Source organism: Robertmurraya korlensis (genome assembly GCF_023715225.1).
Taxonomy (GTDB): Bacteria; Bacillota; Bacilli; order Bacillales; family Cytobacillaceae; genus Robertmurraya_A.
On the sequence record NZ_JAMBNS010000003.1, the window covers coordinates 1 to 15,745 of the forward strand.

At 39.4% G+C, this 15,745-nt stretch carries 13 protein-coding genes, 1 tRNA gene, 1 rRNA gene and 1 riboswitch; of the genes, 2 read left to right on the top strand and 13 right to left on the bottom strand.

All coding sequences use genetic code 11. From position 1 onward, the window contains the following. Window positions 1–324, bottom strand: a 16S ribosomal RNA gene (locus tag M3175_RS06530); the annotation flags it as partial. Between the two features lie 359 nt (window positions 325–683). Between M3175_RS06530 and M3175_RS06535 the strand changes: the two genes are divergently transcribed. After that, window positions 684–860, top strand: coding sequence for a hypothetical protein (locus M3175_RS06535; RefSeq protein ID WP_251516309.1), 177 nt, complete (start codon window positions 684–686; stop codon window positions 858–860). A gap of 34 nt (window positions 861–894) precedes the next feature. Here the strand turns inward: M3175_RS06535 and M3175_RS06540 are convergent, their stop codons facing one another. From M3175_RS06540 to thiC, 3 genes are all read right to left on the bottom strand, one after another. Next, window positions 895–1,812 (bottom strand): DMT family transporter, encoded by a 918-nt coding sequence (locus M3175_RS06540; RefSeq protein WP_251516312.1) that lies wholly within the window; start codon window positions 1,810–1,812, stop codon window positions 895–897. A 41-nt stretch (window positions 1,813–1,853) separates the two neighbouring features. Continuing rightward, the gene (locus M3175_RS06545) at window positions 1,854–2,555 is read right to left on the bottom strand and encodes an MgtC/SapB family protein (RefSeq protein WP_251516315.1); all 702 of its coding nucleotides are present in this window, start codon (window positions 2,553–2,555) and stop codon (window positions 1,854–1,856) included. Between the two features lie 222 nt (window positions 2,556–2,777). After that, window positions 2,778–4,562: a phosphomethylpyrimidine synthase ThiC gene (thiC, locus tag M3175_RS06550; protein ID WP_251516319.1), complete on the bottom strand. Its 1,785-nt coding sequence runs from the start codon at window positions 4,560–4,562 to the stop codon at window positions 2,778–2,780. A 145-nt stretch (window positions 4,563–4,707) separates the two neighbouring features. Beyond that, window positions 4,708–4,822, bottom strand: a riboswitch (TPP riboswitch). 279 nt (window positions 4,823–5,101) lie between these two features. Between thiC and M3175_RS06555 the strand changes: the two genes are divergently transcribed. Beyond that, a tRNA-Ala gene (locus M3175_RS06555) sits at window positions 5,102–5,174 on the top strand. 419 nt (window positions 5,175–5,593) lie between these two features. On the opposite strand, the gene M3175_RS06560 is transcribed toward M3175_RS06555, so the two are convergent. From M3175_RS06560 to M3175_RS06600, 9 genes are all read right to left on the bottom strand, one after another. Then, window positions 5,594–6,691 (bottom strand): L-dopachrome tautomerase-related protein, encoded by a 1,098-nt coding sequence (locus M3175_RS06560; RefSeq protein WP_251516322.1) that lies wholly within the window; start codon window positions 6,689–6,691, stop codon window positions 5,594–5,596. A gap of 385 nt (window positions 6,692–7,076) precedes the next feature. After that, window positions 7,077–8,264, bottom strand: a complete 1,188-nt coding sequence (locus M3175_RS06565; protein ID WP_251516325.1) for a levoglucosan dehydrogenase — start codon at window positions 8,262–8,264, stop codon at window positions 7,077–7,079. Between the two features lie 30 nt (window positions 8,265–8,294). Further along, window positions 8,295–9,470 carry a substrate-binding domain-containing protein gene (locus tag M3175_RS06570; RefSeq protein WP_251516326.1) on the bottom strand — a complete coding sequence of 392 codons (1,176 nt, stop codon included), beginning with the start codon at window positions 9,468–9,470 and terminating at the stop codon, window positions 8,295–8,297. Between the two features lie 26 nt (window positions 9,471–9,496). Further along, window positions 9,497–10,318 (bottom strand): sugar phosphate isomerase/epimerase family protein, encoded by an 822-nt coding sequence (locus tag M3175_RS06575; RefSeq protein WP_251516328.1) that lies wholly within the window; start codon window positions 10,316–10,318, stop codon window positions 9,497–9,499. A 271-nt stretch (window positions 10,319–10,589) separates the two neighbouring features. Beyond that, window positions 10,590–11,402, bottom strand: a complete 813-nt coding sequence (locus tag M3175_RS06580; RefSeq protein ID WP_251516331.1) for a helix-turn-helix domain-containing protein — start codon at window positions 11,400–11,402, stop codon at window positions 10,590–10,592. A 73-nt stretch (window positions 11,403–11,475) separates the two neighbouring features. Beyond that, a complete protein-coding gene (locus M3175_RS06585; protein WP_251516333.1) occupies window positions 11,476–12,327 on the bottom strand; it encodes a sugar phosphate isomerase/epimerase family protein in 852 nt (283 codons plus the stop codon). Between the two features lie 94 nt (window positions 12,328–12,421). Further along, a complete protein-coding gene (locus M3175_RS06590; protein ID WP_251516335.1) occupies window positions 12,422–13,456 on the bottom strand; it encodes a zinc-dependent alcohol dehydrogenase family protein in 1,035 nt (344 codons plus the stop codon). A gap of 74 nt (window positions 13,457–13,530) precedes the next feature. Further along, window positions 13,531–14,502, bottom strand: coding sequence for a sugar phosphate isomerase/epimerase family protein (locus M3175_RS06595; RefSeq protein ID WP_251516337.1), 972 nt, complete (start codon window positions 14,500–14,502; stop codon window positions 13,531–13,533). After that, complete coding sequence (locus M3175_RS06600; protein WP_251516339.1) at window positions 14,499–15,677, bottom strand: Gfo/Idh/MocA family protein; 1,179 nt, start codon at window positions 15,675–15,677, stop codon at window positions 14,499–14,501. The genes M3175_RS06595 and M3175_RS06600 overlap by 4 nt, the downstream gene beginning before the upstream one ends. Between the last annotated feature and the right edge of the window lie 68 nt (window positions 15,678–15,745).

Consider the following 15,745-nt stretch of genomic DNA (forward strand, 5'->3'; position numbering starts at 1 on the left):
CAGTGTGGCCGATCACCCTCTCAGGTCGGCTACGCATCGTCGCCTTGGTGAGCCGTTACCTCACCAACTAGCTAATGCGCCGCGGGCCCATCTATGAGTGATAGCCGAAACCATCTTTCAGCTTTTCTACATGTGTAGAAAAGAATTATCCGGTATTAGCCCCGGTTTCCCGGAGTTATCCCGATCTCATAGGCAGGTTGCCCACGTGTTACTCACCCGTCCGCCGCTAATCTTTGGGAGCAAGCTCCCAAAGATCCGCTCGACTTGCATGTATTAGGCACGCCGCCAGCGTTCGTCCTGAGCCAGGATCAAACTCTCCAATAAAGAGTAAGATTAGCTCTTAAAGTTAAAACGTTGGCTAGTGTGTATTTCAACACTAATCATTTTTTTGTTGACGTATGATTTGTTTAGTTTTCAAAGAACAATTTGTTAGGTTATCGCTCAAAAGCGACTTCCTTAATATATCATATCGTCCATTTTAAAGTCAACAACTTTTTTACTTTTTGTTTTTTCAAATCGTTGCTTCCTCGTGACGACAAGAAATAATATATCACGAATAAAATGCAATTTCAATATAATTTTAAAAAAGTTTTTCCTTTTAAAAATAGAATCCCTTAAGAGGTGTAATAGATTTGGTTTGCTAGCATATAAATACTATATAAAATAATAGAAAGGAGTAACACATGCTATTAGAATCATTCTCCTTATACCTTTCACTATTTATGGCCATCTTCTTATTTTACTATGCTTACTGGGAGGGAATTCGAATTGCAAATAGCGAAGGTAAAGTATATGGTGGTACATTTATCTTTACACTTGTTTCAGCTTTTATCTTTTCTGGATTCACCTACACACTCTAAAAAAGGAGAACCTTCAAAGGTTCTCCTTCTATCTTTATACGATTTCTTTTAAAGCATCTTTTTTTGCTTTCTTTTGTTTTCCACTTCTCTCATTTATTAAAAACAAGGAAATACTCACTATTACAATACTTCCCCCTAACAACTGAGTAACTAAAACTTTTTCTGATAAAAGATAATAAGCAAGAATTGTTGCTCCCACCGGTTCGAATAAGATAGCCATCGAGATAATGGAAGTACTAATCCACTTGATTGCCCAATTGAATAAGGTATGACCTAATAAGGTAGGGATAAGTGCTAATAGAATAAAGATCCACCACTCATTTTTCGGATAAGGATATAGAGATTCTCCGGCAAAAAGTACATAAAGCAATAAAACAATCGAGCTTATACTATATACAACAAACGTATAGGTAACCAGAGAAATTCTCTTTCTTACTGATTGTCCAAACATTAAATACGCAGTAACAAGTGCACATGCCAGTAATGCAAGAATATCCCCAAATAATGCCGTTCCACTCACTTGAAAATCTCCCCAGCTAATGATGACACTCCCTACAATCGCTGCTACCGCACATAGTATGGCTTTTAATGTAAAGCGTTCCTTAAAAAATAAAAAAGTACCGACAAATGCAAACAATGGCTGAAGAGTAACAAGTACTGTAGAACTTGCCACAGATGTGTAGTTTAAAGATTCAAACCATAATATAAAGTGAAAGGCTAAAAACACTCCCGCAAGAGTAGCATATAACCAATCCCTTCTCGAAATAAGCGCCAATTCCTTTACATACTTCATTAAAAAGACCGGCAGCATAAACAAAACAGAGAAAAGTAGTCGGTAAAAAGCAAGTACCCCCGAAGGGGCCTCAGAAAACTTTACAAAAATGGCTGAAGCCGATACAGCAATCACACCAACAATTAATGCAAAATACGGATTGACTATTGTACGATTCATTCGGTTTCCCCTTCTTATTTCCTCCAAGTACTACACACTATCTACTCAACGCTTTCGACTTCAACTTGGTTTACACCATTAATTGATTTCAACTCGTAGTAAATATCGGTTGTGTAAATACCTTTATAGGTTGTGACTAAACAACTAATCAAAATATCATCTGTCTCTTCTTTGACCTTTAAGTGTTTTACTCCTAATTTTCTACCTTTTATTTCCTTAATCATTTCTGTTAAGTTGGTTGATTTTTCTAAAAATAATTTCACCTTAATTTCTTTCTCTTTTAACTTTCTTGGCCCCATTTTATCAAATAAGAATGGAATGACTTTAATACCGAAAATTAAAAAAGATATGCCAGCGAGAGCCTCTATGTAAAAGCCAGCACCTATTGTAATTCCAATTCCAGCAGACGCAAGAACTAATGACGCGGTAGTGAGCCCTGAGATTGCTTCATTACCTCTCCTCATTATTACCCCTGCACCTAAAAACCCGATACCACTAATGATATACGAGGGAATTCTACCTGGATCCATGGGTCTTGAATACTCTTTAGCATATAAAAAGGCCGATTCATATGACACCGTTGTTAACAAGCAAGCCATGACAGAAATAATGAGACAAGTTTTCAATCCTAATGGCTTTCCTTTTAGTTCTCGTTCCAATCCGATGACAATCCCAGCAACAGCCGCAAAAGATAATTTAAAAAGAACATCGTAACGAGTAAATTCTATAAATAGTTCTTTCATATATTATCCCCCTTAAATTATGTAGATATATTTTTGGTAAAAGAAAAGGAAACGATGCGTATATCATCTATACGTATTCCATCCGAGCTCCATTCATTCACGTCAATATATTATATGAAATATAACACACAAAAAACGTTTTTCCATACAATTTAATTTAATAGAGAAAATAATAGAAGGAAGTCAATTATGACGACTTCCTTCTATATCTATTTGCATATATTATTGATAGATACTTCCACCTGATTGTTTAAACTCGTCAGCTTTTTCTTTCATCCCCTTCACCATTGCTTCATTTGTATCAAGTTGGTTTTCTTTCGCGTAATTGCGAATATCATGTGAAATCCTCATGCTGCAAAACTTCGGACCACACATGGAACAAAAATGGGCTGTTTTTGCTCCTTCTGCAGGTAGAGTTTCGTCATGATATTCCAACGCTCGTTCTGGATCTAAAGACAGATTAAACTGATCCCTCCAGCGGAATTCAAATCTTGCTTTTGATAGAGCATCATCTCTCTTTTGTGCCCCTGGATGACCTTTAGCTAAATCAGCTGCATGAGCGGCAATCTTATAGGTGATTACCCCTTCCCTAACATCATCTCTATTAGGTAAGCCTAAATGTTCCTTTGGAGTTACATAACACAGCATGGCCGTACCATACCAACCGATCATCGCAGCTCCAATGGCTGATGTGATATGGTCATACCCAGGAGCAATATCAGTCGTTAATGGTCCTAATGTATAAAAAGGAGCTTCCTTACAAACCTCTAATTGTTTATCCATATTCTCTTTTATCAGATGCATTGGTACATGCCCTGGACCCTCCACCATTACCTGCACATCATGCTTCCATGCAATCTGGGTTAGTTCTCCTAATGTCTCAAGTTCCGCAAACTGCGCCTCATCATTTGCATCTGCAATAGAACCCGGACGTAAACCATCACCAAGGGAAAACGCTACATCATACGCCTTCATAATTTCACAGATTTCCTCAAAATGCGTATAAAGGAAATTTTCCTTGTGATGATACAAACACCACTGGGCCAATATAGAGCCACCTCTTGAAACAATACCAGTTAATCGTTTTGCCGTTAAAGGAACGTATCTTAAAAGAACCCCTGCATGGATGGTAAAATAATCAACCCCTTGCTCCGCTTGCTCAATCAATGTGTCACGATAAACTTCCCAAGTTAAATCCTCCGCTATACCATTTACTTTTTCTAGTGCTTGATAAATAGGGACGGTACCTACTGGAACAGCTGAATTACGGATAATCCATTCTCTGGTTGTATGAATATTTTTTCCTGTTGATAAATCCATAATCGTATCTGCCCCCCAGCGGGTAGCCCATGTCATTTTTTCCACTTCTTCTTCAATCGAAGAGGAAACAGCGGAGTTTCCGATATTCGCATTTATCTTCACGTGAAAATTACGTCCGATGATCATAGGCTCCATCTCTGGATGATTGATATTCGACGGAATGATGGCTCTTCCTTTTGCCACTTCCTCACGAACAAACTCTGGTTCCATATTTTCTCTAATGGCGATAAACTCCATTTCAGGAGTAATAATTCCCTTTTTAGCATAGTGAAGTTGAGTTACATTCTGACCTTTTTTTGCTCGTAATGGTTTTCTATTGAGCCCCGGAAACACTTTGTGATTCGCTCTCGGGTCATGATCATCCTTAAATCCATTGTCTTCTGGCTTAATTTCTCTTCCTTCATATTCTTCTACATCTTCTCTTTCTCGTATCCAGTTATGTCTTAGATTAGGTAAACCTTTGGTTATATCGACTGAAAATTGATTATCGGTATATGGTCCACTTGAATCATATACCCGAACAGGTAGATTTTCTTCTTCACCAAAAGTTCCAGATGTGGGGCTAAGGGCAATTTCTCGCATTGGCACTTGAATATCAGGTCGTGAGCCTTCTACATACACCTTTTTACTTCCTGAAAAACTTGACATAATGGACATGCTTGTTTGATTTAATGAAGTTGATGCCATGGTAAATCTCTCCTTTTATCTAATGTAATAAAAGGACGAGATCTAGAAAAAAAAACGGGGGATTGAAGTAAGAAAAACACAATATAAAAGCCGGGTCCGTATATAGACGGACCCGGCTTAATATGTAGAAGTATAATCTAAATTAATAGATTGTCGTTAACTTCCCCACGCTGGTATGATCCAGATCAGGTCCAAAGGGTCAAGAAACTTAAACGTGTCTCTCTCTCAGCCCAAACTATTGGACTCCCCTAGTTATTGCTATTCAATTCACATTCATTATACATGAAACAATAGGAAATGAAAGGGTAAATTTTCCTGAATCGGCATACTAGACCTCTAATATGACTCAGAACTACCTTATGAAAAATTCGGAAGTGAAGCTAATAAGGTTCTGAGTTGTTCATAACTCCCTTGTGAAGATCTAATATAATTGGATTCTTTTCATTAAGAACTGTTTAGCTCAGGCAAAAAAATGCATTTTCAGGTATTGTAAAAATGCAATGATGTAGTATAATATTTTTATATCGTTTCAGATATTCGGGGCATTAGCTCAGCTGGGAGAGCGCTACGCTGGCAGCGTAGAGGTCAGGGGTTCGAGCCCCCTATGCTCCATACACGAAAACCCTTGCATAGCAAGGGTTTTTATTATTTCTCGGAATATTTAAATTAAAAAATTCACCTAAGTATGCCCAATAGAAACACTTTAGTAAACTTACGTGTTCTATTGTGGGTCCTATCTTTAGCTTTATGAAATTATCTTTTTTATGAAAGTAACTTATCTTGGTGATATTAATGAAAAACCAAGAACTGAAAGAGAAACTATTTATTATTTCATAGATGTGGGAAAATTAAAGAGCCAAGATCTTTGCAAAACGATCATATATCCATGATGGCCTGAGCTTGAAATTCTAAATCTGAAAAGTGTCTTTAGCGTAAAGCATTACTTCCGACAGGTGAATGAACATGAATCAAATCATTTACTTCTTGCTTACTCATGTTTGTTTTAGACTATATATACTGAAAACAATTAATTATGAAAAGGTCGGAGCAGGAAATTCACCAATTTTCATACGAAGTAAACTATAAGGTTTCTGACGTAGGTCTTTTCCATAATGAAATCTAGGCTGCCGATGTAATTGGTTCACAATGACATACAAATATTGATCCGAACCAATTGAAAAAGTATCCGGCCACAAAATTCTCGGATCATGTGCGATAGTTTCCATTATGCCATTTGGCAATATTTTACGGATACTGTTGTTTTCATAGTCTCCAGCATAAACATTACCCTTTGCATCGGTGATCATTCCATCAGACGCACCTTTTTCTCCCCAATACTCCACATGATAAGGTAAATCCACTTCCGGTATAGTTCTATCTCTTAGGGTTTCTGTTGAGATCGAGAACAAATGACGACTAGTTAGTGGTGCAAAATATAATATCTTTCCATCGGGAGAAATCGCAAGACTATCAGAAGCCAATCTAAAAGGAGAAGTTGAACCATCTTTGTTTCGATTCATTAAAATTTGCCCTTCTATCTTTGGTAAAAAATAGGGGTCGGGTGAAGTTGAATTTGCCCCATTTAACCGTCTAAACGCGTTTCCTTTTTCTAAATCTACGACGATAATAGCTCCTGGTCCTCTTGAAGAAGAATCCGTTATATAGGCATAACCTGCTTTTCCAACACGAAAATCAAAACGCACATCATTAAGATAAGTTGTAGGCAGGACAACATCATCTGTAAAGGTATAAACTGTTCTTATTGTATTGGTTTCTAAATCAACAGCGACTAACTTTGCCCCACCTTTAATAGGTTCCGAAAAATTGGGTGCAGCTGTATCTAATACCCAAAGCGTTCCCCTTCCATCAGTAACTACACTTTGAACACTGATGAAAGTCTTTTTGATATTCTCAGTGTTAACCAAATTAGTTTGTAAATTAGGGTAAGGCTGCAAGTTCCCCTCAACAATTTCCGCCACCGTAAATTTAACATCGTCTCCCCATTTCGGAAAACAAATGAAAATACGACCAGTTTCTGAAACAGTAACACCTGTAGGCATAGCCCCATAAAATGCATAAACTAGTTCTAAATTTCCGAAATATTTTTCACTAGGTAACATAGGTTTCATACTATCCTCCTCAGCATTCAAACGGGATATCTCCTATATATATGATGTATATTTTTTCTAGTGCATTGTTCTTAATAAGTTTTAATTGACAATTTCGAAATTTAATAAGTCTCTTCGAAGAAGGAAACATTCTAATCTAAAGGTCTCCAGATAAAGCAGAATTCAATTAGTGGTAGCGAAGAATATGATAAAAACATTGAGAATACCACTGTAGGAATCATAGTAGTTATACTTCTCACTATCTTGACCACGATTATCCCCCATTTTAACGTATGAATTAATTATAAGGCTTGATTTTTTTTAAAACATAAAATAAACCCGAATAAGGGGCACCTTTATAATAGTGTCCGATATTCGGGGTATAGTTCAATTGAGAAGCCTCTATTTATTTTACTTCCGCTGCTGTTTTTTCAAGATTTACCCATTGAGCCTTTTCAGCTGATTCAAGAATAGCATCTGCGATCAATTCGATCTGATAACCATCTTGGAAGTTTGGTGAGAATTCAGTATCTTCAGCGATTGCTTTAAATAAATCATAGGTTTCAATGATCTTTGTTTCTCCGTAACCAATTCCTAGAGCAGGGATTGGCCATAAACCTTCACCGTATGGAGTTGCAGGTCCAGTATAAACCGTTCTGAAGCCTTTCGCATCACTTGGATCATCCGCGAAGCAAACTTGAAGCTCGTCGCGGCGCTCATAGTTAAAGTATAAAGAACCTTTTTCACCATGAATTTCAAAAGTAAGGAAGTTGTTACGCCCCCATGCATTACGTGTTGCCTCAATTGTACCAATCGCACCATTATCAAACTTAACCATGGTAATCATTTCATCATCAACGTCGACAGCCGCTTTCGGAACATCAGCTCCACCAGCTTTAACTGTACCTAACTTGTCAAGACCGCCAGATTGGATAGGTCTTTCTGGAATCCATGTTTTTGTCATCGCATTCACATCGGTAATTTCACCCACAAGGTAACGAGCAAAATCAACCACGTGTGTACCGATATCTCCAAGAGCGCCTGACCCGGCAATTTTCTTTTGGAAGCGCCATGATAATGGAGAATTTGGATCAGCCGACCAGTCTTGTAAATAGGTTCCGCGGAAGCTTAGAACTTTTCCAATTCTTCCTTCTTCAATATATTTTTTCGCTAGAGCAACGGCTGGTGTTCTTCTATAGTTAAAGGCCACCGCGTGCTTAACACCTGCTGCTTTAACTGCTTCCAGCATTTCTTTCGCTTGTTCAGCACCTAATGCTAATGGTTTTTCACAGATAATATGCTTGCCAGCTTTTGCTGCGGCAATTGCAATTTCCGCATGAGTATTATTCGGAGTGACAATATCGATAACATCGATTTCCGGATTGTTAACAACTTCTCTCCAATCGGTTGAATAATGTTCAAACCCTAATCTTGCTGCAGCATCTTTAGCCAATTGTTCGTTCACATCTACCACTGTATGGCGATGAGGAAGCGCTGGTGCTGGCCAGAAAAACATTGGCATTCCTGCATAGGCAAGAGAATGCGCCTTTCCCATAAATCCTCCACCGATCATGCCTACGTTTAATTTTTTCATTCTTGTGTCCTCCCTATTATGAATGTTTCATTATTTTGCAACACTTTGAATAGATTCTGGTGCATCCTGATGGTAAACCAGTTTCCATGCGTCTAATACGTTTTTATTCGTTACTTGTAATGCTGGTACGGCTACATATGCAGGTGCTTCTTTACCCAGTAAACCATAACCGGCTAAAATGGCTTCTGAAATCCCCTGGTCATACGGCAGCTGAGCACCAAGCCCTTTAATGATTCCGTCAGACGCAATATCCAAGGCTACGTTTGTCCCTAAATCAATGGTTGTAATCACGAAATCTTCCTTGCCAGCCGTACGTACGGCTGCTAAAGCTCCTTCTGCCGGAACATCCCATACGACAAACATGCCATCAAGGTCACGATTCTTCGTCAACATTCCAGAAGCTACTTTCTCGCCATCGTTAGGGCCGATGATGCCGCCACGTTCAACGATTTTGATATTTGGATATTTTTCTTTGATTGTTTTTTCAAATGCTTCTGTACGCTGCTTGGTTACGAAGTAATCGGCATCATGATAAATTACACCGATTTTTCCTTTTCCACCAAGATTTTCAGCCATGATTTCCGCTGCCTGAACGCCATTTCCATAGTTATCGGCAGAAACTACACTCACATAATCCTTGCCTGCTTCCAGACCATTTGGTTTATTATCCATAAACACGACTTTTACTCCTGCATCTGCGGCTTTCTTAAAAGCAGAAGCAGTCGAAACTGGGTCAACTGGAATCCCTACGATAATATCAGGTTTTTTCGCTAAAACCGTTTCAATATCAGATACTTGTTTTTCAGCCTTAAATTGGGCATCGGTAACGGCTACTACTTCAATTCCCATTTTCTCAAAGGTGGCTTTTAAACCATCGATTTGAGCAGTCGCCCAGTCGTTTCCTGCATAGTGCATAACAAGAGCAGCTTTGTAGTTTCCTTCTTTGATCTTTTGCACTTCTTCTTCAGTCAGCTGTAGTGTTTTAGCTGAAACAGCCGCTTCCCCGCTAGGACCTTTACTTAAAATTTCTTGGTCAGGGATCTCCTGATTAATGGTGATTGGACCGGAACTTGCCACTGTTTCTTCCGTTTTGGGCTTCTCTGGCCCATCACTTTTTTCAGTACTTGTGCTTCTCTGGCCGCAGCCGGCTAGTGCAATACTAGTGATAAATAGAATCATAGTAATAATCGATAAAACCTTTTTCATATTGGCCCCCCTATCTATTGAAAAACTTATTTTGTCTTTAATGCTTCATACCGGGCAAGAAATTGCCGGCTGATTTTAGCACCCTCTTTTGGATTCGCCCAGCTGTCCAATTCCACTGTAATCCAGCCGTCATACTTTGCTTCCTCTAGTATTTTTAGCATTTCAGCAAACTTTTGATGGCCTTGCCCTAGTGGCAAAAACTCACCATTTTCATAGTCTTTAAAGTGAACATATTTGATACGGTCGACATATTTTTTAATCACTTCAACCGGGTCTCCCCCACCTGCTTCAATATGAGCTGTGTCAGGACATAGGTTGATAGTTGTTAAAGGCATTAATTTATCCAGCTGTTCAGGTGACTGTACATTCGTCCCCAAATGCGGATGGTAGCTAGGAATAAGGTGGTATTTTTCTGCAATTTCTACTACTCTATTAAGGGCATTTCCTAAATTTTTGTAATCGCTTTCTTTGATGCCGTAAGTCCGGACTGCACCGCCGCCTACAACAAGATGCTTTGCTCCTAATTCATAAGCTAAAGCTGCTACCTCTTCAATTTTTGCTAATTCTTCCTCTAAAATATCAGGAAATATAAAGTTTCCGCCGGTATAAACACCTATGAAGGATAAAGAGTGATCTGAGGTGAGTTTCATAAATTCTTCTTTATTATCTCGATATTGCATCAGATTTCCATCAAAAATTTCAAACCCTTTATAGCCAGCTTCAGCAATTTCTTTGAGTGCATCCTCTGTTGAGCCGTTTGCAAGGTAGTAGAGATCCTTTACAGAAGTAACTCCAGCCGGGTGACCAACCACGCCTCCCCACGTATTCGTTTGATAGCCTAGTTTCATCATTTCCCCTCCATTTTTCTCTATGTAGCTTCTTGTCTCATCGAAAATAGTTCCCGGTTTGTAATCGATTACAATTTTAGGTTTTAAAAAACTTTTTTTGTTTTCTATTAGAAATAATGTAATCCATTACATTTACAAAGTAGTATTTTCACTCCTTATACTACATGGTATATGGTAAAGGTAAAATCAATAAAATTGCGAAATTAAATACACATTCTTGCTAACCAAAAAAATGCTCTAATCTTCCCCTATTTTTTGAAAGATTAGAGCATTATACTTTCATTCTTCTGAATTTTCCCGGCGGGCTCCCTGTCATTTTTTTAAAAAGCAAATTAAAATAATTAGCATTTTCATAGCCTATTAACGAAGCTATTTCTCTCACAGAAAGATCGGAATGCTCCAGCAGCCTTTTTGCCTCTTCAATACGGCACTGAATCATGTATTGTATGGGCGGCAGGCCCACTTCTTCTTTAAAAACGTGTCCTAAATGGTAGGGGCTTACATAAACGAGGTTGGCTAAATCGTTTAAGGTCAGCTCTTGCCGAAAATTTTCTTCAATATATTTTTTTACTTCAAGGCACACAGACGAAAGGGAAGGATGATGATTGACATTTTTCAATAGACGAGTAACTTTAATCACTACCGTTTGTAATATTGAGGAAATGATATCTTGGTAACCCGCATGCTTTATATAATATTCACTTAATATTACCTTTAAATAACTATGAATCTCCCTCTTTTCTTCCTGCAAATTAATAATAGGAAGATCAGTGGATTCTATCAAAAAACCTTTCTGCTTCCCATTGATATGGAGATTGGAAAAACAGATGGAAATCCCATTAAGAGGTTCGTCCATACAAGATTTCACTTCGAGATCACTTAATGGGTTTAATATGATAAGGTCTCCTGTTTTTCCCACAAAATGGTTTTCTTCAAATAAAAAATCACCTCGTCCTTGTTCTATAAAGATAATCTCAGTATAGTCAGAGTCAGCATTTTTCTTAAAACCAAGAGGATTTTTTGGATTGATTTCTGATGCAGATATTAATCGAGGAGTTTCTAGTAGAATGGAGGTTTTTTGCACGGCGATTGCCCCCTTTAAAGAAGAATGGGCGGGCGACTACAGGTACCTGTTATCGCCCGGATTTTGTTCAAGATTATTTGTATTCCCAACCAATTTCTTTTAACTTTTCTTTCAAGTAAGCAATCGATTGTTTAGCATACCAATCCGGCTCAGATTGTCTTGCATGGAATCCGACTTCCATTGATAGATACCCATCATAGTTGATATCCTTCAATGCTCTTAACACAGCATCGTAGTCACAACGGCCTTGACCTGGAGGCAGGCGGTCGCTATCAGCGATATGAACATGGTGGAGCTTATCCTGCATGCGGTATACATAATCGCTTGATACTTCATTTCGATATAAGGCATGGAAGGTATCGAACATAACTTTTACATTGTCCATACCAGATTGCTCGGCTAATAGAAGAGCGTCGTCCGCAGTTTCAATTAAGTTGCTGTCTGCAGGAGTTGGTTCCACCACGAGTGTCACGCCAAGATCCTTTGCATAGTTTGCTACTTCAATTAGGCCTTCTAAGCTGTAGTTCCATGCTTCTTGCTGTGAAGTTCCAAAAACCACCCAGCCTGCAATCCACATGACTGTTGGGCATTCCCATTCATGTGCTAAGCGAACGACTTCCTTATAATGTTTAATCGTAAATTCTCTTTCTTCCTTTAATGGAGAGCTTGGGTTCATTCCCGGGCCCCCGCCTGGTGCTGGGAGCATGGATGAAACCTTTAAGTTCTTTTCCTTGAGCAATTTTTTAATTTCTTGTCGTCTTTCAGGTGATAAATAGTCCGGCCACGCATGTGGAGCGGCACAGCCAATTTCAATCGCATCGTAACCAAAAGAAGAAAGACGATTGATAACTTCCTCTAACGGGTAAGAAGAAAGCCAGTTTGGAAAACTACTATAAACCCATGTATTAAATGAAATTCCTTTCATCGTTTACAGCTCCTTTTTGCTCTTTTATAAAAAAAGGTTTTGTTATGGCAAGTGATTCGACAATTACAACCACTAATAGCGTACTATCACTTTCTTATTCCCAAACAAACACTGCTTTCTCAGTTTTTCTTTCATCAAACATTTGGAAGGCAGTTGCAGCTTCATCCAATTTAAATTGATGTGTGACTAATTTTTCAACAGGCAGATTTTTTCTTACAATGAACTCAGCGATTTCGTCGAATTCTTGAATTGGGAAGTACCAAGAACCCATTACGGTAATTTGTTTACGGATCAACTGCTGACTTGGCTTAATGGTTGTTTCTTTGCTTTCGCCGATAAACGCTACACGACCATGAGCTCTCACGCAATCTAATGCATCATTTTCAGCATAAGGACTTCCGGAGCAATCAATCGCAGCAGTGGCTCCCAATCCCTTGGTAATGCGGGAAATTTCTTCTTGAACATTCATTGTTTTACCATTTATGGTGTAATCTGCACCTAATTCCTTCGCAAGCTCCAATCGCTCATCAAGCATGTCAACCGCGATCACGGTTGCACCTAGTCCTTTGGCGATCATCACACCAGCACCACCCATTGGTCCCATTCCAAAAATAACAAGATAGTCTCTTCCAGAAATGCCTAATCTCTTTTGCGCATGATAAAGGGTCCCCACTGCGTCTGTTGAAACCGCTGCTGTTACGAAACTCATGCTATCAGGCAGTCTCATACAGTTTTCTGCCGGAACTACCATGTACTCAGCGTCACCGCCATGAGAGTCAAAGCCGATGCATTTAAATTCTTTACAGAACATTTTGTAGCCTGATTTACAGTATTCACATTCGCCACAGCCCAACGCTAAGTAAACCGCTACACGATCACCCGCCTTGAAATTGCTTACCCCTTCACCAATTTCAGTAATAACACCTGCAGGTTCATGACCTGGAACCGTGCATCCGCATTTTGTTCCTTCAAATACAGATGTTCCATAATACAAGCTCATATCACTTCGGCAAATCGCAGATGCCTTCAATTGAATGAGTACTTCTCCTTGTCCTGGTGTTGGGATTTCAATCTCGCGAATTTCTACTTGTTTGTCTCCTGGAAAAAATACTGCTTGCATTGTTGACATAATCGTTCCTCCAGTAAGTTATTTTTTATAAAGACGTCCAACCCGTGCTCCCCTTAGCACTTTGTTCGAAAAAACTAAGCCCACCACATTTCTGTAAGCTGTTCCTTAAACATAGCTCCTTTTAAAAGAGAAATAGCCTTCTTTAATCCCTCATCCGTTGAAGCTAGCATATCTTCATGTTCGATGGAAATCACATAATCATAGCCGACTGCTCTTAACGCGCTGATAATGTCTTTCCACATTTTTTCATCCGATCCATACCCAACGGATCTGAACGTCCATGAGCGGTCTAAAATCTTACTATAATGCTTCGTATCTAGTACTCCATTAATCTGTATATTTGCTTGGTCTAAATACGTATCCTTCGCATGGAAATGGAAGATCGCATTTTCACGACCAAGTTTTTTGATAGCTTGAACAGGATCGATTCCCTGCCAAATTAAATGGCTCGGGTCAAAATTTGCCCCAATGTTTTCGCCCGCATGTTCTCTTAACCTCAACAATGTCTCCGGATTATAGACCACAAATCCTGGATGCATCTCAAAAGCAATTTGGTTAATGCCATGCTGCTCCGCGAATTTCGCTTCCTCTTTCCAATAAGGAATCACGACTTCGTTCCATTGCCAGTTAAGGACATCCAAATATTCCGGCGGCCACGAGCATGTGACCCAGTTAGGATTTTTAGCGTCCTTATTGTCACCAGGACATCCGGAAAATCCGTTAATAACCGGGATCCCTAAGCGTTCCGCAAGTAATACCGTTTTTCTCCAAACCTCATGAGAATTGGCAGCGAACTTTAAATCAGGATGCAGCGGATTCCCATGACAGCTTAGTGCGCTGATGGTGATCCCTCGGCTTTCAAGTGCTCCCAGAAAGGCTCTCGCTTTTTCCGGGGACTCCAATAATTCATCTGGATTACAGTGATGGTTTCCTGGGTAGTTCCCAGTCCCTAATTCAACTGCCTCGACACCCATACCCGCTAACTTGTCGAGCATTTCTTCAAATGGAAGGTTTTGATACAGCGGAGTAAATACACCTAGTTTCATGTAAGAACCTCCCTGACTGCTTGTACCTTCACCCATTTTTGCTTTTTATGGCTTTCCAAGATGGCATCGGTAATGCACATGGAAAAATGGCCATCTTCAAACGTTGCAAACTTGGGCTTGTCTGATTTCAGACTCTTGCCATCGCGAACAAAGGAGTAGAAATTCAACATCATATTTTTCAAGGCATCAGGCCAGCCTTCATTATGTCCGCCTGGATGATGGATGGCAGACCTTGCTTCTGAATTAAACAAGGCAGGATCGGCTAACAAAATTTCATTGGAACGGTCCCTATGTCCAATCCATAATTTTTCAGGTTCTTCCTGATTCCAAAAAATAGAGCTTTTGCTTCCATTGATTTCAAAGCTTAATCGATTTTTCCGGCCAGCACTTACTTGTGATACCGTGAAGACTCCTCTTGATCCATCTTCAAAGTGAACCAGAACGGATGCATAGTCCTCTGTATTAATTGGAACACCTTCATATTCTTGATCTGCTGATGTCTGTGTACTAAACGTAGCAATTGCATTTTTCGCTTTCTTTCGTACTGGAATGACTGTTGCCAAATCGGCGAACACTTTCACAATTTTCTTCCCGGTTACAAATTGAACTGTATCGCACCAGTGGGAACCAATATCTGCTATAGCACGTGATTTGCCACCTACTTCAGGGGCTAAGCGCCAGTTAAAATCTGTTTCATACAATAACCAATCCTGCAGGTAGCTACCGTGTACCAAATTTACTTTCCCAAGCTCACCGTTTACGATTTTAGCTTGTAAATTTTGAACACTGGCATGCTGTCTGTAATTAAAGTTCACCGCATGGATGACTCCATGTTTTTCTGCTAATGCCAACAATTCTGCTGATTCTTCACTATTCATTGCCAGTGGTTTCTCGGAAACGACATGCTTTCCTGCTAATATAATCTCTTTATTAATCGCAAAGTGAAGGTGATTCGGGGTGCAATTATGGACAACCTGGATTTGGCTGTCTTTCAACATATCACGGTAATCACCATAGGCTTTCGGAATTCCTAGCTCCGCTGCTTTTTGGTCAGCGGCTTCTTGACGGGTTTCCGCCAATGCTACTACTTCAACGAATCCAAGTCTTCGGATCGCTTCAATGTGAGTTGGCCCGATAAAACCGGTCCCGATAATACCAACTTTTATCTTCTTCACTGCTCTTCCTCCTGTTCGAAAAATCTACTCGTGCTGCATTTTGACTGTTTCGTTCTTGGTTTTCATAA